General features: G+C 37.6%; 17 protein-coding genes and 1 pseudogene. 1 reads left to right on the top strand and 17 read right to left on the bottom strand.

Annotated elements, in window-relative coordinates:
- Positions 1 to 88: 88 nt before the first annotated feature.
- The 14 genes and pseudogenes from amrS to BPR_RS03635 all read right to left on the bottom strand — a co-directional run bounded on the left by amrS (position 89) and on the right by BPR_RS03635 (position 15,699).
- Positions 89 to 937, bottom strand: a complete 849-nt coding sequence (gene amrS / locus BPR_RS03700) for an AmmeMemoRadiSam system radical SAM enzyme (RefSeq protein ID WP_013280121.1) — start codon at positions 935 to 937, stop codon at positions 89 to 91.
- A 79-nt stretch (positions 938 to 1,016) separates the two neighbouring features.
- Positions 1,017 to 1,760 (bottom strand): nucleoside/nucleotide kinase family protein, encoded by a 744-nt coding sequence (locus BPR_RS03695; protein WP_013280120.1) that lies wholly within the window; start codon positions 1,758 to 1,760, stop codon positions 1,017 to 1,019.
- 92 nt (positions 1,761 to 1,852) lie between these two features.
- Positions 1,853 to 2,785: a DMT family transporter gene (locus BPR_RS03690; RefSeq protein WP_013280119.1), complete on the bottom strand. Its 933-nt coding sequence runs from the start codon at positions 2,783 to 2,785 to the stop codon at positions 1,853 to 1,855.
- 63 nt (positions 2,786 to 2,848) lie between these two features.
- Positions 2,849 to 3,795, bottom strand: a pseudogene (locus BPR_RS21225) (UDP-glucuronic acid decarboxylase family protein).
- A 149-nt stretch (positions 3,796 to 3,944) separates the two neighbouring features.
- The gene (locus BPR_RS03680; protein WP_207636490.1) at positions 3,945 to 4,730 is read right to left on the bottom strand and encodes an ATP-grasp fold amidoligase family protein; all 786 of its coding nucleotides are present in this window, start codon (positions 4,728 to 4,730) and stop codon (positions 3,945 to 3,947) included.
- Between the two features lie 171 nt (positions 4,731 to 4,901).
- Positions 4,902 to 6,086: a glycosyltransferase gene (locus BPR_RS03675; RefSeq protein ID WP_013280115.1), complete on the bottom strand. Its 1,185-nt coding sequence runs from the start codon at positions 6,084 to 6,086 to the stop codon at positions 4,902 to 4,904.
- Positions 6,083 to 7,525 carry a lipopolysaccharide biosynthesis protein gene (locus BPR_RS03670; RefSeq protein ID WP_167531140.1) on the bottom strand — a complete coding sequence of 481 codons (1,443 nt, stop codon included), beginning with the start codon at positions 7,523 to 7,525 and terminating at the stop codon, positions 6,083 to 6,085. Before BPR_RS03670 ends, BPR_RS03675 begins: the two co-directional genes overlap by 4 nt.
- 33 nt (positions 7,526 to 7,558) lie before the next feature.
- Positions 7,559 to 8,635: an EpsG family protein gene (locus tag BPR_RS03665; protein WP_242662216.1), complete on the bottom strand. Its 1,077-nt coding sequence runs from the start codon at positions 8,633 to 8,635 to the stop codon at positions 7,559 to 7,561.
- Between the two features lie 95 nt (positions 8,636 to 8,730).
- Positions 8,731 to 10,470 (bottom strand): glycosyltransferase domain-containing protein, encoded by a 1,740-nt coding sequence (locus tag BPR_RS03660; RefSeq protein WP_013280112.1) that lies wholly within the window; start codon positions 10,468 to 10,470, stop codon positions 8,731 to 8,733.
- A 20-nt stretch (positions 10,471 to 10,490) separates the two neighbouring features.
- Positions 10,491 to 12,353, bottom strand: a complete 1,863-nt coding sequence (asnB, locus tag BPR_RS03655) for an asparagine synthase (glutamine-hydrolyzing) (RefSeq protein ID WP_013280111.1) — start codon at positions 12,351 to 12,353, stop codon at positions 10,491 to 10,493.
- 53 nt (positions 12,354 to 12,406) lie between these two features.
- Entirely contained in the window at positions 12,407 to 13,528 is a 1,122-nt protein-coding gene (locus tag BPR_RS03650; RefSeq protein WP_013280110.1) for a glycosyltransferase family 4 protein, read from the bottom strand.
- Between the two features lie 205 nt (positions 13,529 to 13,733).
- Entirely contained in the window at positions 13,734 to 14,438 is a 705-nt protein-coding gene (locus BPR_RS03645; protein WP_013280109.1) for a sugar transferase, read from the bottom strand.
- 645 nt (positions 14,439 to 15,083) lie between these two features.
- Entirely contained in the window at positions 15,084 to 15,356 is a 273-nt protein-coding gene (locus BPR_RS03640; protein ID WP_013280107.1) for a helix-turn-helix domain-containing protein, read from the bottom strand.
- Positions 15,343 to 15,699, bottom strand: a complete 357-nt coding sequence (locus BPR_RS03635; protein WP_013280106.1) for a type II toxin-antitoxin system RelE/ParE family toxin — start codon at positions 15,697 to 15,699, stop codon at positions 15,343 to 15,345. Before BPR_RS03635 ends, BPR_RS03640 begins: the two co-directional genes overlap by 14 nt.
- A gap of 251 nt (positions 15,700 to 15,950) precedes the next feature.
- Between BPR_RS03635 and BPR_RS03630 the strand changes: the two genes are divergently transcribed.
- Positions 15,951 to 16,856, top strand: a complete 906-nt coding sequence (locus tag BPR_RS03630) for an AraC family transcriptional regulator (protein WP_042256467.1) — start codon at positions 15,951 to 15,953, stop codon at positions 16,854 to 16,856.
- A gap of 114 nt (positions 16,857 to 16,970) precedes the next feature.
- Here the strand turns inward: BPR_RS03630 and BPR_RS03625 are convergent, their stop codons facing one another.
- The 3 genes from BPR_RS03625 to BPR_RS03615 all read right to left on the bottom strand — a co-directional run bounded on the left by BPR_RS03625 (position 16,971) and on the right by BPR_RS03615 (position 19,783).
- A complete protein-coding gene (locus tag BPR_RS03625) occupies positions 16,971 to 18,008 on the bottom strand; it encodes an aldo/keto reductase (RefSeq protein ID WP_013280104.1) in 1,038 nt (345 codons plus the stop codon).
- A 183-nt stretch (positions 18,009 to 18,191) separates the two neighbouring features.
- Complete coding sequence (locus tag BPR_RS03620) at positions 18,192 to 18,482, bottom strand: hypothetical protein (protein WP_013280103.1); 291 nt, start codon at positions 18,480 to 18,482, stop codon at positions 18,192 to 18,194.
- Between the two features lie 89 nt (positions 18,483 to 18,571).
- A complete protein-coding gene (locus BPR_RS03615) occupies positions 18,572 to 19,783 on the bottom strand; it encodes a class I SAM-dependent methyltransferase (protein ID WP_042256460.1) in 1,212 nt (403 codons plus the stop codon).
- Positions 19,784 to 19,804 lie beyond the last annotated feature (21 nt).

Raw genomic sequence — 19,804 nt, 5'->3', positions numbered from 1 at the left:
GGGCAAAACACATTTTTAAAAAATACTTGAATGAAATTACAGAAATCCCAACTTGCTACAGGTTTCGTAAGAACATAATTCAAGCTTCCTAGCAATTCCCTGTAAAAACATGTTCAAGATATTTGCCTGCAATTTCTTTAAGATGATAAATCTTATCCACATCAGTAGCCGGAATATCAGTCATCCTAAAGCGTGGGAAATACCTGCTGATGTGAAGCGCTATCTTTTCCCTGCCGCTTCCATTATCAAGCGCGCTGATCCAACCGGCTAGTTCCTCCATCTCTGCATCGCTGTCATTATATCCGGGGACAATAAGTGTGGTTACTTCAACATGTGAAACCTCCGCCGCATGTTCTATAAAATCCATTACCATGTGCCTATTACCATGCAAAACATCCTCATAGTAGGAATCTGTAAAACCCTTCAGATCAATGTTCATCGCATCAATGTGGGGGATTACAAGTTCTGCTACCTTTTGGGACACGCAGCCATTAGATACTAAAACCGTCTTGAGCCCGCGCTCATGGACCTCTTGGGCCGTATCAATTACGTACTCATAACCTACAAGCGGCTCATTGTAGGTAAAAGCAACTCCAATATTTCCCTGAGGTATGTAACTCTCTGCTATCTCAGCAAGCTCGGAAGGTGTGATAAATCTCGCTCCGCCACCATACTCTTTGCCAAAGCCATAGGAAATCTCATGATTCTGGCAAAACGGACACCTTAAATTGCAGCCGTAGCTTCCGACAGAGATTATATTTGATCCCGGATAAAAGAGATTTAGAGGTTTCTTCTCTATCGGATCAAGGGCAATCGACGTCACAAGCCCATAATTTGCGCATTTAAAAGAGCCGTCCTCGAACTTGCGGGCACGGCAAAGACCAACATCTCCTTCATTTAAATTGCATCTGTTGTGGCAGACATCACATCTTGGCATGTTATGGCCTCTTTGTCATAAATACTAGTATGATACACGTAGTTCTCCACGTGATTACTGATATGATCTTCTTACGTTATTATGGTTTTCTTTTGCAGAAATCTCCATCTTGGTTAATAAATAGCTCCAAATCAGCCGAAAGGCTCTTATTAAGACACAGCCTCACATTGGCCATATCGCTGTAATCCACAAATTTCTCGGCTTTTTCTCTTGAATTACCGCTCTTAGCCTTTCTGTCAATCAGCCTCTTACGCAGCATATCCTCATCTGCCCTTACCAAAATAGTATAGTCCGCAAGATCTCGCAGATCACGCCAGCCATCCTCATCAAGCAGCAGATAATTTCCCTCCAAAAGAACTATGTCCCTGTTAATCACAGTCGCATCCTCCACAGGATTGTGAAGGTGCCTGTCATAGGATGGCCACCCGATACTTCCTCCGGATAAAACCATCTCGATTCTCTTCCTGAGGGCTTCAAGGTCAAAGGTCACGGGCGCACCCTTTATCTCAACCATCTTGATTTCTTGTCCGTCCCTGATAGTTGTATGAGACAAAAGATATTCCTGCCTTCTGTGAAAACCATCCATACCAATTGCCTGAATATCCGATAGCAGCTCGTGATCCTCGGATAGCGTCTGCAAAAAACTTACAAGAGTGCTCTTCCCAGCTCCCGGAGGCGCCGCAAGAAGCACCAGGATTCTGCGCCCTTTTTCTTTTTGCAGAGCAGTCAGATGTTCAAGTAATGGATTGAAGATTTCTTTAATTGACTTATCGCTGTAGGTGGCATCAACATCGATGCCGTTTATATTTATAGAATAGTTCATTGAATCGCCTTCTGACAGATCTTACAGTAATGCGCATCTGTCTTAAAATGCCACATATTCTTTTTTATCTAATGTTCTTGTATCAGTTATTTTCAGTTTCTCTTAGCGTTTACGACTATGATCCCCGCTGATACTAGAATAAGCGAAATTACGCTCACTATCGAAAAGGCCTGGCTCTCCTCTCCCAGAAACAACGCAGATAGCAAAACTCCCATGATTGGGTTCACAAATCCCAGCACCGACACCTTGCTCACGGGATTGTACTTAAGAAGCACCCCCCACAAAGTGTACGCGCCGGCAGAAATGAAGCCCATATAAATCAGGTTAAGATAGCATCCCATGCTGGTAAAAGACAAACTTCCGCCCATCAAAAGACCTATCCCAAGAAGAACTATTCCCCCAAGAGTAAACTGGTATCCACTTAAGACTACCGGGTTCTCGAACTTGGAAAAAATCTTAATACTGCATCCGGAAATAGCATAAAACAACGCCGCCATCAGCATCGCACCTTCGCCTGCCATGGTCATCTTGCCACCAGCAAGCACGCTGCTACCTCCCAGAAAAAGAAATATCCCAAAGAATCCAATAAAGCATCCAAGTAGCTTTTTAACTTCAAACTTCTCAAGCCTGAATAAAAAGATTGCAAAAATCGGAGCCAGGAAATTCCCGGAAGCATTGATAATAGACCCTCGAACCCCTGATGTATTAGCAAGCGACATAAAAAAGAAAAAGTACTGCCCGATTGTCTGGCAAAGCGCCAGAGCGCCTATGTACTTGAGCGATTCTATCTTGGGCGTCAGCACCTGCCTTGAAACCAGGGATCCAAATATGATTGTCATCACGCCGGCCAGCACAAACCTCGTTCCCGCCAGCACCAGCCTCGAAGCCGTATCTGATGCCGGAATTCCAAATAATTCGTATGCAATTTTGATTGCCGGGGATGCACTTCCCCACAGTACACAGCAAAAAATGGCCGTAGCAACCATTACAGGCGTCAACGACCAGATTGGTTTCTTAATTTGCATTTTGACATGTCCTATCTTGAAATCACTAAAAACTATAAAGTACTTGAATTTTCCAAAACAACCTCAATAGATTCCAAGCAATATCCTAAAGTACTCAATAGTCCTAGCAAGTCCCTCTTCCAGACTGATCGTCGGCTCCCAATCAAGTTCTTTTTTGGCTAAATCTATTACAGGTTGCCTCTGCAATGGATCGTCTTGCGGAAGAGGCTTATACACAATCTTTGAATCCGATCCTGCAAGTTTTATCACAAGCTCAGCAAGTTCCAACATAGTAAATTCACCTGGATTTCCAATGTTAACAGGCCCGGTGAAACCATCCCTGCTGTTCATCATCTTGATCATCCCATCAATAAGATCATCAACATAGCAAAAGCTTCTGGTCTGCTTGCCATCACCGTAGATCGTGATGTCTTCGTTGTTAAGTGCCTGAACAATGAAGTTAGACACTACTCTTCCGTCATGAGCACTCATTCTAGGCCCATAGGTATTGAATATGCGGATAACCTTGATATCCACTCCATGCTGCCTGTTATAGTCAAAAAAAGAGTCTCTGCCATTCTCTTTCCTTCATCATAGCAGGATCTCGGCCCGATAGGATTAACACATCCCCTGTAGGTTTCAGGCTGCGGATGGATCTCAAGATCGCCATAAACCTCACTGGTACTGGCCTGCAGGATTCTTGCATTACATCTTTTTGCAAGTCCCAGCGTATTAAGCGCTCCCATTATGGACGTCTTCCCCATCTCAATAGGATCGTGCTGATAATGAATAGGACTCGCAGGACAAGCCAGATTATAGATCTGATCCACCTCAACATAAAGAGGCTGAGTCACATCATGCCTGATAAACTCAAAGTAATTGTTGTCCATAAGGTGCCTGATGTTATCCTTACTTCCCGTAAAAAGATTGTCTACGCAGATAACATCATTTCCCTGATCCAAAAGCTTTTCACATAGGTGCGAGCCACAAAAGCCAGCTCCACCTGTCACAAGAATTCTCTTTCGCTGCATAATAATAGTCTTCCCCCTTAAATATAGTCTTGAGTTTACGCCCTTGAGGTTGTTCTTACCATTCTTGGAAGTGCAATCCTGAATAATAGCAGTTCCAAAGGTAACCTTTTTGCCAAGCGCTGATTGTAGTGGGAAATTGGGCAAAATGGCTATTTTGATAGCTCAAGCATTTCGCCTATCTCGAGATCATATTTTTCATCATTTAGTGGCATAAACCCTGAACATGGATGAAATGTTAGTTCAGAAAAGTAGATTCTATTATCAATTTCATATAAATCAACTCGTATAAATCGAATGCCTTCAGCCAATTTTTTGCATATATGAATCATTTCTTCATAATTGGTTGGTTTTTCTGGAAGCTGTTCAAACTGTTTAAAGTCAGTCCTGTAAAAAGGTAAACGTTCCCACTCCAATGACACAAAGCTAATACGAGCTTTGTCATGATCTTCTAAGCCTGCAGAAATATAAAGAAATTTAGGTTCTCCATTAAAACAATAAAATTTATAATCAATTAACCCTAAATCATTATCTCTGTTGCTTATATATTTCTCAATTATGATTCTATGTTCCAGGTCCTTATATGGCCATTCTCGTCCAATCAGATAAAAGTCCTTATTAAGAGCTCGTTCAATCACCTTTTTGGCGTGTTCTTTATCAAATTTGTTTTTATCTCTTACTATAACTATCCCACCTGAATCATGTGTGCACTTTATTACAAACTGATCTGGTAAAGAGTCAAAATCGATTTCATCAAAGTTATTCCAAACACCATATGTTGGAATAATATATTGTTCACCTATAAGATCCCCAACATAGTTCTTGGCCTCATATTTATCTACCATGCTATTATAAATCGGCTTTCTATCATATAATTTTAGCCACTGTATCTTTTCATTAAAACTGCGTGGTCTTTCCAAAGACAGCTTTTTTCTCATGAGGCATCTATACCTGTATCTTAAATACTTTTCATCATCCATATAATTGAAAAAGCCTCTATTAGCAAAGAATATCCAAAGTTGAAATGGATTTTCAATTAAAAGTCTTAATTTTCTCCATGGTGACATGACAAAACTTTATCCTTTCATAGCGCATTATGTACGGATCATTTAGCCGTTACTTTTCATGCCGCTAGTTATATCTGCAATAAATGCTCTTAGTTTATCTACATAACCAGAATAGTTGAAAAAGCTATTTGCAAAATCCAATGCTTGATTTTTTATCTGATTGATATGGTTTTCGTCGTATGTAAGGATTTCAGAAAGTATATTTATAATTCTCTCCTTATCACGAGAATCAATCACTATCCCATTAACTCCATTAGTTATGACAGTATCCGCTCCACCAACCGAATTACATATCACTGGGACTCCTAAAACCATGCTTTCTGCAAACTTTGTCGAAAAACCTGCTTTTGCATATCTTTTAGGGTCCCTGAACAGAACACTAAAATCAGATTCATGAATTATCTTTCGTGCCTGTTCATTTCCAATTTTCCCATAAACAAATATCCCGTATTTCTGCAAAACTTTCATATCATATTTGGAAGATATCTTATCTGAAGGTATTCCGATAATTTGTAAAGTATATCGTAGTTCTTCTCTGTTCAGAAAAAGCAAGGCATCAACAACTGGCATATAATAATCCTTTTTATTGCCAGCACTTCCACAATAAACAATACTTATAGGATTTTCAGCCTTATATTCTGTGATCATTTCTGTATTTGTGTCGAATACAGGTGGTATTCGTACTACTTTCATCTGTTTAGATGTAAAATATTTTTCTAAATAATCACTTATAGCTATTATTCCATCTGCCTGTAGATCCAAGCACGAATATGAATAGTCTACTTTCCTCTGTACTATATATTTGTAAAAGAACTTATTATGGTCTGATTGTTCGAACCAGTCTACTCTTTCAACCAAAAAAGGTACGCCCTTAATATGAGCATATTTAAGCAGCTTTTTCTCAATGGAATAGCCATAATACAATATAAGATCAGGATGATTTTCTTCCGCAACTTGGAGGAACACCTTATAAAATTGATTTCCAGAAAGTTCCTCAGTTATGTGTTCTAGTTTCCTGCTGATTCCCTTTGAGTGTCTCCTAATACTGTAATAATACTTATTCTCTCCATATATGTGCGGATTATCTTGGCCTTTTTCTCCGATGCTAACAAATAATACATTGTAACCGATATCTTTGAATATCCTGGCAACATTCTGACAATGTATAAACATAGCTGTATCCGGTGTTCCTATATTTTCGCCAATATATATAACATTTTTCATCATGTTCCCCTTACAAGTTGCTTAAGTCGCTTAAGAATCATAAAGAAACTGTCATTTTTACTCCATATTGAAAAGGCTATATAAACAACTACTCCTGCAATAACCTGAAGGAGCAAAGAAAATACTGCTGGTATCTCTATTTCACCAAGTAGAAATACTATCGCCCCCATTAACACGGAACATAAAAATGTCTTTGATACATCTTTTAATTGTTCCATAACTGAATAGCCAATCATCTTGCTTCCAAATATCATGTTAATATATGTTGAGATCATCGTATTTATCAAACACGAAAGCGCAATTATTTTCACGCCATAGGGAATTGAGATCACTAAAGTCGACATTCCTATCAATTTCTTTACAATCTCTAACTTTAAACATAGCCCACTCTTCCCTTTAGCTTTCAGGATCTGCCAATTTATAGTCTGAATGGGCTGAAAAATGTTTACACAGCAACCTATTCTTAGGTAATAAACTGCTTCTATCCACTTGTCTGTCAATAACACCCTTATCAAATCAGACGAAACTACGAACATTCCCAAAATTAGAGGAAATATACAGTAGGCAGATATTTTAAGTGCATTCCTGCATAACCGTTTCATTTCCCTGTCAGAATCATTAACATTTGACAATGTCGGAAACATTACATTTGCAAATGCAATATCAACATTGGATACTACCAGTGCTGGAAACTGATTACCTCTGTTGTAATATGCCAGCTGTTCTACCGAGTATAACTTCCCTATAAAGAAATTATATATTTGTCCATATGCATTATTTACCAAGGACGACAGAGTATACTTTACAGCATTTCCGATCAAGCTTTTAGCTACCACAAATGAAAAAATCAGTCTTGGTTTCCATTCTAAAATAGCCAAAAGAACTATAACATCAATCACTGAATTCAACAGGTATTGATAAACCAATGCCCATACGCCATATCCGCTGTAGGCTAATATAATGCCAACAATACCAGATATAACAGTTCCTATAAGCGTAGCAAAAAAGAATTTTCTAAATAGCATGTGTTTGGACACATAGGCATGCTGTATTGTCGCTACTGAAGATAATGGGATCTTTAAAGCCATTACTCTGATAACTGGCACAAGTATTGTTTCACCCAAAACAACTGATAAAAAGGGCGAACAAATATAAATCAAACAATAAAGAACAATAGATAAAGCTAATGAACAATAAAAGAGTGTCGAATAGTCCAAGTCCTCAACATTTTTCTTCTGTATTAGTGCATCTCCAAAACCAGATGATACTAATACATTTGCCAAAGAAATAAATATCAGAACAAGTGCTACAACACCATACTCTTTAGGAAGCAGTATTCTAGCCAAAACAATAGATACCAGGAAAGAAACTATCTGTGCCAGCATTCGTTCCATGTATCTCCATAGAAAACTTGAAAACATAGGCTCCTTGTTTTTATCCAATTTCATCCTCTTTCAATACTTTTCATCAACCGATTACATGTTTCCTAGAATTTCCTGTATATCCTTATAAAACTTATATGGAACAACACCATCTCCATCATGCACGCCAAGTCTCCACATATAGGCAATTGTTACAACACATACTAATGCCTTGATAGCCTTATTATCATCAAAGTATTTTTTTATAATATAAGGAATTACCAATAAAACCCAATAAGCAAATAGTGATTTTAATCTGTTAAAAATATCGCCATTAAGAATCAGATATGTCATGCATAAATATATTGCATTCATGCATACCAAAATATTCCCAAAAATATCATCACTATCTATTCTTTTCGTACTAACACTCGCTTTTTTTCTAGTAATATGCATTCCATATAAAAGAAAGGCCTGAATTGTTAATGCCAGGAAGAAGTCAGCATACCTAAATATACTTTTTCTTTCTACAAATAACTTAGAATACTTCAAGTAATATTTATATTGCGGAAAGATAAATACAAATAAGCTGATCAATCTGTTATATAAAAGTACTATTCCTACTGAAAAAATAGAAAAGAATGTAGCTACACTTCTTGTTATTTTGGGGATTAAACAAAAGAGCAAAAAAACAGGCAGCATTACTATCGCAACATTATGCACAAATGTAGCGATCAAACAAAGAATCACCACCTGAACTATTTTCTTTTGAACAACAAAGTGAAATGCCCACAATAACACAGCTAAAGAAAGAGCCTGCCTGGTCTGATTCATGGATGTAAAGAACAGTCCAAGATTAATATAAAGAATCAACGAAACTCTTTCATCACTAGAATACCTGTGTAGAAAAAAATACAGCGAAATATACAATACTAAGGCACAAAGAAAATTAAACACATAGACATTATCAGTAACCTGTCTTATCAAATATACCCATAGGTTGTATATCCAATATTTTTTGAAATCAAAAAAATAGACTTTATTGATTGTCATTCCAAGAAAATATCTTGTATAGCTATAGTTATCTTTTCCAACATCCAGCGCTCTAAAGCCAGCAATAACGCATAAAAAGGCACATGGCAGAAGGCAACTGTTCACTTCTGCCAGTTTTTCTCTTTTGTTATTTACCATGGTAAACCTAACCATACTCAAAAGTATTACCACTATCAATATTACTAAGTATGATTCCATTCTGACCGCTCTCTTTATATCAGTTTATTTGTCCACTAATGCTCACTTATCCTGAAAAATGGGTTAAGCCGGACATTATTTCCTATAATGCCAATTTCATTACTATCTATTCCTAATGACCACAATGCATGTGGAAAAGACACCTGATCTCTCTTGGGAAAAGCTTTAAAATCCTCCCACCATTTCTCCATTATTTCACAACAAATATTACTGTTCTCTCTAACTATAACGTTGCATTCGAACATATCGCTTCCGCCATCGAATCCCTCTTGCTTGTAACATTCCTTTTGTTGTTTAATTACAGGCCAATCTTGAGGACGAACTAGTTCCAATGCATTTATTTCTTCATATACCGAACTTTTATATGGCAAATTATGAAGCGCAATGCCTGTTCTATGATCAATATGTTTGATAAGCTCTGACGGTTTACCAAATAATTCTATATTGGCATCCAAGTACACCGAATACTTATACTCTTTCCAGAATAAATGTGACCTGATTTTGCAGTATCTGCTTTTCAGAATATTGTCTTGCAGCGCATTTACTTCATCTGGTATATCTATCTTCTTCCACACAGATGTAGGTGAAATCTCATTGTCTGTTAATATGTAGTAATCACAATTGTCATCTATTATATGAGGCTCTCTAATGTCATCTCTGGTTCCAAAAAGTACGGTATAAACCGCTATTCTTTCACCTTTATAGACAGTTCCATATGTTATATTTTTACGTTTTTTATCCTTTGATTTAAACCTGATATATAGATGTATTATTTTAGTTTTTAAATGATCAAATGCCTCTCTGTAATTTTTCTTTCCAAGCATGGCAAAAAAGTATCCAGCCGAGCGGATAAACTTTTTACTGTCCTTTTTTTGATTTACCAAATACGCCCTATTCTCTCGCAACACATTCTCATACATCATATCTTCATCACAGTCTTGAGAATACTTGCCAAAATAGTCATTTTTAAAATCATATATAGATTTTTTCCATGCCCTTAAATAAGCACCTCTATTATCAAAAAGCAAAAAGGCTTTTATCGGTTTAAAAAGTAAGCTTATATCAAGCTTGAAATCATGATAAATATCGTGGAGCAAGTGCATTGCCCTGAACTGATAATAGTATCTTTCTGGTTTATCCCATCCATATCTGAATAATATTTTCCCAAATAATCTAGCTTGCTTTTCTATTCCAGGATTATGGTCAATCACTGCCTCCTGACATTCTATAATCTTATAGCCTCTGGTAAATGCCCTTTGACACCATTCATAATCCAGACCATCTATGTAAAATCTTTCATCAAATAGTCCTATCTGAGCTATAACAGAAACATTTAAAAGTGCTCCTGAGAGCATTACTTTCCGCCTATATCGTATTCCAACGTCAGGCTTACGTATATGTCTACTATAGTTATGTTGAGGAGCTAATAAGGCTACTTGCATAACTTCATTACTACTTATGTAATCCTTATATACAGAAATAACATCAGTACTAAATGAACTATCAGAATCCATTATCATGATCCACTTAGCACCCATATCAATTGCTTCGCCAATTCCATAATTAAGTGTTCTGGCTAATCCCAAATTTTTATTATTCCTATGATAACTGACCTTAGAACTCTGCAAACTACTCAACTTATTATCAGTTATAAAGGTGGGATCCGAATCATCCAGAATTATCCACTTTTCAAGATAAGGCAATAACCCAATGATATTATCCACTATCTGCTTTGTTGGATTATATACTGAAATAAGCCCTACAATATCGCACAATTCTTATTCTCCTATTGCAATCATATATTTCTCACATACCACTTCTCAAAAACATACAAGCTCCACAACTCCATGCTATAGTTCTTATAACCACTGATATGCCGAGTTATCATTTCGTTTACAGCAGACTTGCTGATCATCCCTTCACTTATCGCATATCCACCACTTATGGTTTTTTCCATATCCGTTCTTAAGTCATTTCTTATCCATTTACTTATAGGAACATCAAAGCCTCGTTTAGATTTCTTTCTAAGCTCATTAGGAATAATATCTTCAAAGGCTTCTTTAAAGATTTTTTTCTGCTGTCTACCAGCGATTTTAAATGTTCCAGGCATCATGAATGAGGTTTCAACAACATTCTTCCCCAACAAAGGCACTCTTGTTTCCAGCGAAGCCAACATCGAAGCCCTGTCTACTTTCGCCAGCATATCACCTTCCAAAGACACTTTTAAGTCTGTATACAGAATGCGATTTATTTCATCTGTCACGCCAATATACTTTTCATAGCAATTCCTGATATCTCTATATATTTCTTCGCTATCCTTACCTAGTATCGTAGATTTGTTAAAAGCCAAACACATCAGATTTAATCTTTGTACATCCAAAGGAAGATTAGCATTGTCTATGACTTTCGACACTTTTCTTGACAATCTTGTCCTTCCATCTATGTTTCGAAGAACTAAATCAGACATCTTCTTTACTGGATCTGGCATCTCGTTATATTTTTGGGAATAATACTCAATAAGATATCTGTTATAGCCAGCAAATAGTTCATCTCCTCCATCACCAGTCAAAACTGCTTTGACATATTTCCTAGTAAAGGCAGACAAAATATATGTCACTATTATTGATTGATCAGCAAAGGGTTCACCCATGCTTTCTATGACTGTTGGTAAAGCCTCAAATACATCTTCACTTTTAACAACTTTTATATGATGATCAGTTTTATATTTCTGAACTATTATTTCTGCTCGTTTACTTTCATCATATTCCTTTTCGCTAAAACCTAATGTAAAAGTACTAATAGGTTTCGCGCTATACTGTGCCATTAATCCTGCAACTATTCCAGAATCTATCCCTCCAGAAAGAAAAACACCTACAGGGACATCTGCAACCATGCATTTTTTTACAGATTCCTCTACCGATTTTCTGAGCAGTTCTTTTCCAAGGTCGTAATCAGTAATTATTGTTTTAGGATCTATGTGCTCATCCCAATATTGAATGGTTTCTGTTTTCCCAAATGAATTCATATTCATCCAATATCCTGGGCGTAATTTATACACACCCTCAATAATTGTTAGTGGGGATGGTATATATGAAAGATGCAGATACTGCGAAAAAGCTATCGTATTTATCTGTTTTTTTATTACACCTATCGAAAGTATACTTTTCAGTTCTGATGCAAAATATAATACCCCATCATCTTCAGCATAATATAAGGGCTTTTCTCCCAATCGGTCTCTCGCCAGCAAAACAGTCTGTTGCTTTTTATCATATATAGCAAAAGCAAACATCCCTTCTAGTCTGTTGATAAAACTAATTCCTTCACTCTCAATTCCCTTTAATATTACTTCTGTATCACTATTAGTACTGAAACCAATACCTTTTCCCAATAGATTGTTTCTTAATTCTTGGTAGTTATATATTTCTCCATTAAAAATAATCGCTTTTGTTCTATCGTCATTCCAAATAGGCTGATCGCCCTTTTCCAGATCAATTATGGAAAGCCTTCTCATCCCCAGAGCACATGTTTCATCAACATATACACCCTCACCGTCTGGTCCTCTGTGAACTATGCTCTGATTCATTATTCCTATATAGTTCGATAGTTTATCTATTTCAAATTTTCTTCTGAATTGAAATATTCCGTTTATTCCGCACATACAGGCTGAGTTTCCTTTTAACTGACATTAGTTATCAAACAGCGTAAATTATCTTAGATTATTTCTTTTATAGCTTTCATATACATGTTCACCACTATTTCTCTACTAAACTCACGTTCCATTTTTTCTCTTGCCTGCTTTCCCATTTCTTTCCTTTCTTTTGCAGGCATATCGATAAATTTTTCTATTATTCGCTTTAGGTTTTCTTTATCTGCTGGCTTAACTAAAAAGCCTGTTACCCCATCATCTACAACTTCTCTGCATCCAGCATGATCCGTCGTAACTATTGGGCGCCCACACGAAGCAGCCTCTAATAAACAATTAGACACTCCCTCATTGTAAAATGACGGTATAACGATGCAATTACACTCTTTAATTAAAGGACGAACATCTGAAACACGTCCAAAATACTTAATTGTTTTGTTTTCAACTAATTCACTCAGAATACTTGAATAATCGTCCTCGCAATCTCCACATACATAAAATTGAATATCACTTCTGTCTTTATACATACTTGCAACGTACAAGTATTCATCTATTCCTTTTTCTCTCATTATCCTGGCATCATAGAGAAAAACAGTATTATCACCGCATGGATAATCAGCAAATGAATATCTTGAAAGGTTTACTCCTGATCCCGGCAATAAATCTGTTTTCGGATTTGATAATCCTCGTTTTCTAAACAGCTCCATATCATGAGTGTTTTGGAAAAAGACCCTATTTGCCCTATTACAGATAGAGATGTAACTCCGGAGTAACAATTTCCCTCGTAAAGAATCGTTAATACCAGAACCGAGCCCTGTAATATTTACTATAAACGGCACACGAAGAAATATGGATGCAACGCCACCATATATATTAGGCTTTATAGTAAATAGCAAGGTACAATCAGGCCTGATTTCCCTTAATAGCTGAAATATACGTCTCAACAATGCTATTTCTTTTGATATTCTAGTAGATCGCCTGTCTATATATAATTCTACGAACTTACATCCCAGTTCCTTTGAAGATTCTTCTCCGTTCTCTTGCTCTCCATGTGAATGATTTGGAAAAGCCATCCAAACATCATATCCGCTACTGACTAATTCTTGAATCAGTTCCCGTCTAAAATGAACAATACTTGTATAGCAATTGCCAATCATTAGTATTTTTTTTGTATCTTTAACTCTTCTCATTTTATGTTTTCACTTCCAAGCATATTCCTACACAACTCCAACGATTTAGACTAAGAAATGCGATTTCATCGCAGTAACATAATCCCCAAATTATATATCCATATACAAATTAATTATAAACTATATATAGTTTTATGCCATAGAAAAAAGCGTAGATTTTGTATCAAATCTACGCTTTCGCATACTTTACATCAATTATCCGCTACTAATATGCACCATCTTTACCAAATACCGCAGGAAATGTCCTAAAGATAAGCTCAATATCCTTTGAAATACTCATATCCTCTATATACTGCAGATCAAGTTCAACCCATCTGTCCCACTTGATCTTGGCCCTTCCACATACCTGCCAATAGCAGGTGAGTCCAGGCCTTGCAATAAGACGCTGCTTTTCATAAGCATTACATTCTTCCATCTGGTTATAGAGAATAGGTCTTGGACCTACTATACTCATGTCACCTTTTATCACATTGATAAGCTGAGGGAGTTCGTCGATAGAATATCTTCTTATAAACTTACCAACATGAGTTATTCTCGGATCATTTTTTATCTTGAAAGCATGACCCGTCTGTTCGTTCTGCGCCTGCATTCGCTCAAACTGGGCTTCTGCATTTCTGTACATACTGCGGAATTTATAGATCTTGAAGGGCTTCATGTTTTGTCCGGCGCGAAGCTGCGTGAAGAACACAGGACCTCCATCTTCAAGCTCTATAGCTAAGGCTGTCAAAAGAAAGATAGGTGAAAGCAGTACCAACGCGATACTGGCTGCCACGATATCAAACGCTCTTTTGGTCCACTTATAGATGTTGGGCTTGTGATCGTAGATTTCCTGATAATTGAGCTCAATAATCTTCTTACCAGTAAATACGCCGCTTAAAGATTCTGCCCTAAGTGTTGCTGTTTTTGCCATATCATAACCCCCTCATAGGCTGTGACTGCATTTCTACAAACTATATCGGCATTTCTAATCAGATATTTATAGTTATTATCTATTTATCGTTAACTATTAAAATCTGTATTTTCGCATATTTTCGACTTTTCTGCGCAGTGCTCCATTTATATTTTATCAATAATACGATAGTTTCACTAATTAAAAAACTATAAACCATTGAAGAATTAGGCATAAAAAAAAGGCTCTATGCCTATCAGCATAGAGCTTTTCCCTGTTCTAATCCAATTTGAGCCGGTTCTTTGATGTCAATCACCGCTTATCCGACTCTAACAACGCTCCAACTATCTTTTCCTCATCATATTCAGGTGCAAATAGCTTAGCTGTTTTATAGATACGTTCGATAGTCTCCCTATTTTCTTCAAGATCCTCGACTATTTCTTCTATGGTCTTTTCTTTTCATTTTACGGGTTTATTTTATTTACTTGCTTGCTCTATTCCTTGTTCTATCCCTTTACCAATACCCTTTTTCTCAGCATCTTTTAAATCTTCAGCCATAAGTTCTCTCAATGCTTCGCACATTTTTCTATCACCTCGTATTCTCTCAAATAGTTTTACAATTGTTCAGAAAGTAGAACATGACTATTTAAATATATTTCGCTTCAGTCAAATCATCTCTATCTTTAGTCTTTTACCAAGACCTTTGGCAAGTTCATTCAACGTGTTCAATGTTGGTACACATACGCCCTTTTCAATTCTGCTAATATTAGATTGCCTTACTCCTGATTTTTGTGACAATTCCTGTTGGGTCATTTTCTTCTCTATCCTGGCTGCAACCAGCATTTCTTTTATTTGATATTCAAGCTCAGTTTCTTCCCATGCTTTCGCAAACTCCGGATTTTCCAGTTCTTCTTTCAATAATTCATCAATATCGCCCATCCTTAATCCTCCTCTCATAACCATTACGATATTTCTTGGATGTTTCTATTACATTCCTAGGTGTTTTTTCTGTCTTTTTGATAAGTCCATTTGTAACTATTGCCTTATCTCCTACAGTAAAAAAGTATAAGCATCTTGCGATATCATTGCCATGAATAGTTCTAAGTTCAAATATTCCTTCTCCTAAATATTTAGAGTCAGGTTCACCTAAGCTAGTGCCAAACTTTTCTAATAGTTTAACGCTTCTAATAACCTTAGCCTTTAGTTTCTGATCTTCTATAGTCTTGATAAAAAGCCCCGCAGGCTTGGTTCCATCTTGTAATTTATAAAACTCAACTATCATTTATTCCTTTCTAGGAATATTTTATTCCTCAATTTTATCATTGTCAATTTAGTGACCTACTGTATGAAAGTGGGATTTTGGACGAATTTGCCCTTGTAACAGAGTGTTACTAAATATGCCTGGATCTAGGCACTTGAAATATGCTATCAGGTAAATCTTAAGATTTACCATCGAAATTCTTTAAGATTTTCTTAAGATCGTAATCATTTGCCATATTGCAAAAATTGCGCTCACTTGCCATAATTATTGTCATGAAAAACAAACTTCGTTCATCATTTAATTCCAGACAGTACATGTTATCTTCGGATTTTGAAGTCTTTTATTATTCGGACAAAGACTTCAAAACTCTCTCTCCACACGCTCATGACTACTATGAGTGTTATCTCTTTTTAGAGGGTGATGTGGTAATGGAGATTCAGAAGTCATCCGGAGATATGCTTGAATATAAAATGACCCCGGGGGATCTTATGATCGTTCCACCGGGGATTTCACATCATGCGATCATGCAGGAATCAGATGATTATTATAGGCGATTTGTCTTTTGGATAAGCAGGGACTGCTGTAACAGGCTCATGGAAGAGTCTGTGGATTATATGTATCTGATGCAGAGGGCTGAAGCCTTCAAGAAGTATATTTATCATCTGGCTCCGGCCCAGTTTCATCAGGTTGAGTCCAAGTTTCTGCGCCTACTTGAGGAGACTTCAGGCGAAAGATATGCCTCTGACGCTTTCAGGCACATCTGCCTCTGCGATCTGATCCTGACTATCAACCGTGTAATATATGACGAAGAACATCAGCACGGGGGAAATGATGAGCTTACTCTTTTCCAGAACATTCTCTCTTATGTTGAGGGAAATCTGGAGGCCACCCTTAGCCTTGATGATGTAGCGGCGCAGTTCTATGTAAGCAAGTACTATGTTGCACACCTATTCAAGGACACTCTTGGAATCTCGCTTCATCAGTATATTATTAAGAAAAGACTGTCTGAATGCCGCGACGCGATCATAAGTGGTGACAGCATAACAGGAACCTATGAGCGTTTTGGTTTCCGTGACTACTCTAGCTTTTTCAAGGCGTTTAAGAAGGAATATGGGATGTCGCCGAAGGAATATCAAAACATTTATCGAAATGATATTCATACAAATGATTCTAAATGAAAAATGTGAGTTCTCAGCTAATATAATTACAAAATGGCGATATAGCACTCTAGTGCCATATCGCCATCAATTTCTGTAGAATCACTCATCTAGATTATTATTTTTTCAATGCTATTACTTCACCTTACGATTTCCAGCAAGGACTTCTCTATAGTCTTCAAGATTCTTGCGTAAAAGAGTTGGTATCTCCAGCTCGTATGGGCACTTTGAAAGGCACACACCGCAGCCAATGCACTCATCAATCTTGCCCATTTCAGCCTGCCAGTATTCTGAAAGCCATGAATCTGACGGCGCACGTCTGAGCATAAGAGACATACGGTTGCACTGATTGATCTGTATGCCCACAGTACAAGGCATGCAATATCCGCAGCCGCGACAGAAATCACCCATAAGCTCTTTTCTCTCGCTATCTATAAAGGCCTTGATCTCATCATTCATGGAAGGTGTCTCATCCATGAAAGCAAGCCATTCATCAAGTTCAGACTCTCTCTGAATTCCCCATATAGGAACAGTTCCGTCAAACTGACTGGCAAAGGCCATAGCTGCCTTGGAGTTTGTGATAAGACCTCCGGCAAGTCCCTTCATGCAGATAAATCCTACATTATTCTTGTTACAGAGGTGGATCAGTTCAATCTCCTTGTCTGTAGCAAGGTAGCTTATAGGATACTGAACAGTCTCATAAAGGCCAGATTCTGCAAGTTCTTTGGCTACGCCAATTTTGTGGGCAGTTCCTCCGATATGCTTGATCTTGCCCTGAGCCTTGGCTTCAAGCATACATTCATACATGCCGCTTCCATCGCCCGGTTTCCAGCACTGCCCCATAAGATGGAACTGATAGACATCAATATAAGTAGTTTTGAGCTTGGAAAGAGAAGTTTCCAAATCTTTCCAGAAATCTTCAGGAGTCTTGGCTGCTGTCTTGGTAGTGATGATTATGTCTTCTCTACGAACATAGCCATCGCCAAAGGCCGCTCCAAGCTTCTCCTCGCTGTCTGAATAAGCTCTTGCTGTGTCAAAAAATCTCATTCCGCCATCATAGGCTTTGCGAAGAATCTTCACTGCTTCTTCCAGCGTAACTCTCTGAATCGGAAGAGCGCCAAAGCCGTTCTGAGGGACGCATATGCCGGTGCGTCCAAGTGTAATATTCTTCATAATCGTCTCCTATCTTGTATCTGTAGAAACTCACATAGGGGTATGAACATAACACCGATTTGATTTGCAGGAATATGAGAATAAGTCTGTTCGTGGTCAAACCGATTTGATACGAAGTATCACTGGAGGTTTGTCCATGAATAGACGCATTTCCATATCTGCAAATCACCGGAGGTCTATGTATTACCCCTGCAATCCGTTAGACTGACGGATCATGTCTTCTACTACGATGTCGTAGATCTCACCTACTGTATTGCAGTACTCAAGTACTTTCCAAGGCTCGTTTGTATGAAAATGTATCTTAACAAGGTCCTCGTCACCTGCTGCAATTAAAGAATTTCCTTCAAAGTTTTCAGTGATATAATCTGAAATTTCATCCTCGTCAAGATCCTTATCTCTACGGTCGATCAAAAGCTGTGTATCATAGCGATAAGCAAACTGATCGTCCTCTGCATCAATACTGTTAACTCCCATTTTATTGTCCTCCTGTTTCTCAAATATATGTTATGATTTGTATTTCATATGGTGTGAATGTACTTTTGGCACCTACTTTTTATTGTCTATTAGTCTTCTTTTACCAAAAGATTGTATAGTGTCTGGTCTGTATGGAATTCCTCCATAAGCTTATTAACTTCTGCAAGTGCCTTGTCTCTGCTGTTCTTGGGGCCGATAGGTCTTTTCACAGCTCTTATCAGTATATTCTTGGGCGTATGCGCAAAATCAACGAATTCAAGAAGCTGTGTTTTATACCCTGCATATTCCAGAAGATTTCCTCTGATAGCGTCTGTTGCAAGCGCTGCAAAACGCTCTTTTATAATACCATATCTGGTAAGAATAGACAGGTCATCAGACTTGATCTTCTGATTGAGCTCGTGCTGACAGCAAGGTACTGAAAAGATCATTTTGGCGTTCCACGAAATTGCATTATACAAGGCATAGTCAGTAGCCGTATCGCAGGCGTGAAGCGTGATCACCATATCAACATCAAATGGCGCATTATAGCCGTTTATATCGCCCAGCTCAAAATGAAGATTGTCGTATCCATATTTTCTGGCCGCCTGATTGCACTTTTTGATAACATCAGCCTTAAGGTCAAGACCAATGATGTTTGCGGTAATTCCCTTTATTTGAGTCAGATAATAATAAACGACAAAGGTCAGATAGCTCTTGCCACATCCAAAATCTATAACATTCAAATGATCTAATTTGGCAGAATCGATCTCATCATCAAGTATCTCAAGAAATCTGTTAATCTGTCTGAACTTGTCATACATGGACTTTACGACTTTGCCTTCCTTGGTAAAGATGCCCATGTCATACAGCGGCTCAACCTGCTGTCCTTCGCTAATGATGTAGTTCTTTTGCCTGTTATGTCCTGTATTTTTCTCACCAAGGTGCTTTTGTTCATCTTCCTTAAGTGCACGCTTTTTAAAGCTCAGTTCGCCTTTTTTAGACAAAAGAAATATGTATTCATGCTCATCTGTCCAAACACTCATCTGTCTGAAAGAAAGTTCATTTATAAGAGCCTCAACTCTTTGCGGCAGCTCTTTTACCTTAACATTCTCATGAAAGACCTGCTTTTCAGTATACTTGGAAATCTGAAAAAGTCTGTCCGGAGGGCATGTCTTGCAGTCGTTTCCGGCAGATGCTTTTTCTTTTGCCAAAATCTCTATTTTCCTGTATTCGGAAGATTTGGAAGAAGGCTTACTGATTATTGCTCTTGTGATATCAGCTTCTTTTAATATCTGTGTTATCTTTTCACTAATAATTCCCATTTCGATATTTCTCCACCACTT

This window comes from Butyrivibrio proteoclasticus B316 (assembly GCF_000145035.1).
In the GTDB taxonomy this organism is placed as follows: Bacteria; Bacillota; Clostridia; order Lachnospirales; family Lachnospiraceae; genus Butyrivibrio; species Butyrivibrio proteoclasticus.
The sequence above is the reverse complement of the archived record's forward strand: the minus strand, read 5'-3'. Positions and strand labels throughout refer to the sequence as shown.

What these genes read in the sequence shown, in the direction of transcription:
- BPR_RS03680 (WP_207636490.1), bottom strand. Translation starts at nt 4,730, where the DNA reads ATGAGAAAAAAGCTGTCTTTGGAAAGACCACGCAGTTTTAATGAAAAG.
- BPR_RS03635 (WP_013280106.1), bottom strand. Translation starts at nt 15,699, where the DNA reads ATGATAGTTGAGTTTTATAAATTACAAGATGGAACCAAGCCTGCGGGG.
- BPR_RS03665 (WP_242662216.1), bottom strand. Translation starts at nt 8,635, where the DNA reads ATGGTAAATAACAAAAGAGAAAAACTGGCAGAAGTGAACAGTTGCCTT.
- amrS (WP_013280121.1), bottom strand. Translation starts at nt 937, where the DNA reads ATGCCAAGATGTGATGTCTGCCACAACAGATGCAATTTAAATGAAGGA.
- BPR_RS03690 (WP_013280119.1), bottom strand. Translation starts at nt 2,785, where the DNA reads ATGCAAATTAAGAAACCAATCTGGTCGTTGACGCCTGTAATGGTTGCT.
- BPR_RS03640 (WP_013280107.1), bottom strand. Translation starts at nt 15,356, where the DNA reads ATGGGCGATATTGATGAATTATTGAAAGAAGAACTGGAAAATCCGGAG.
- asnB (WP_013280111.1), bottom strand. Translation starts at nt 12,353, where the DNA reads ATGTGCGGAATAAACGGAATATTTCAATTCAGAAGAAAATTTGAAATA.
- BPR_RS03625 (WP_013280104.1), bottom strand. Translation starts at nt 18,008, where the DNA reads ATGAAGAATATTACACTTGGACGCACCGGCATATGCGTCCCTCAGAAC.
- BPR_RS03620 (WP_013280103.1), bottom strand. Translation starts at nt 18,482, where the DNA reads ATGGGAGTTAACAGTATTGATGCAGAGGACGATCAGTTTGCTTATCGC.
- BPR_RS03630 (WP_042256467.1), top strand. Translation starts at nt 15,951, where the DNA reads ATGAAAAACAAACTTCGTTCATCATTTAATTCCAGACAGTACATGTTA.
- BPR_RS03695 (WP_013280120.1), bottom strand. Translation starts at nt 1,760, where the DNA reads ATGAACTATTCTATAAATATAAACGGCATCGATGTTGATGCCACCTAC.
- BPR_RS03675 (WP_013280115.1), bottom strand. Translation starts at nt 6,086, where the DNA reads ATGATGAAAAATGTTATATATATTGGCGAAAATATAGGAACACCGGAT.
- BPR_RS03645 (WP_013280109.1), bottom strand. Translation starts at nt 14,438, where the DNA reads ATGGCAAAAACAGCAACACTTAGGGCAGAATCTTTAAGCGGCGTATTT.
- BPR_RS03650 (WP_013280110.1), bottom strand. Translation starts at nt 13,528, where the DNA reads ATGAGAAGAGTTAAAGATACAAAAAAAATACTAATGATTGGCAATTGC.
- BPR_RS03615 (WP_042256460.1), bottom strand. Translation starts at nt 19,783, where the DNA reads ATGGGAATTATTAGTGAAAAGATAACACAGATATTAAAAGAAGCTGAT.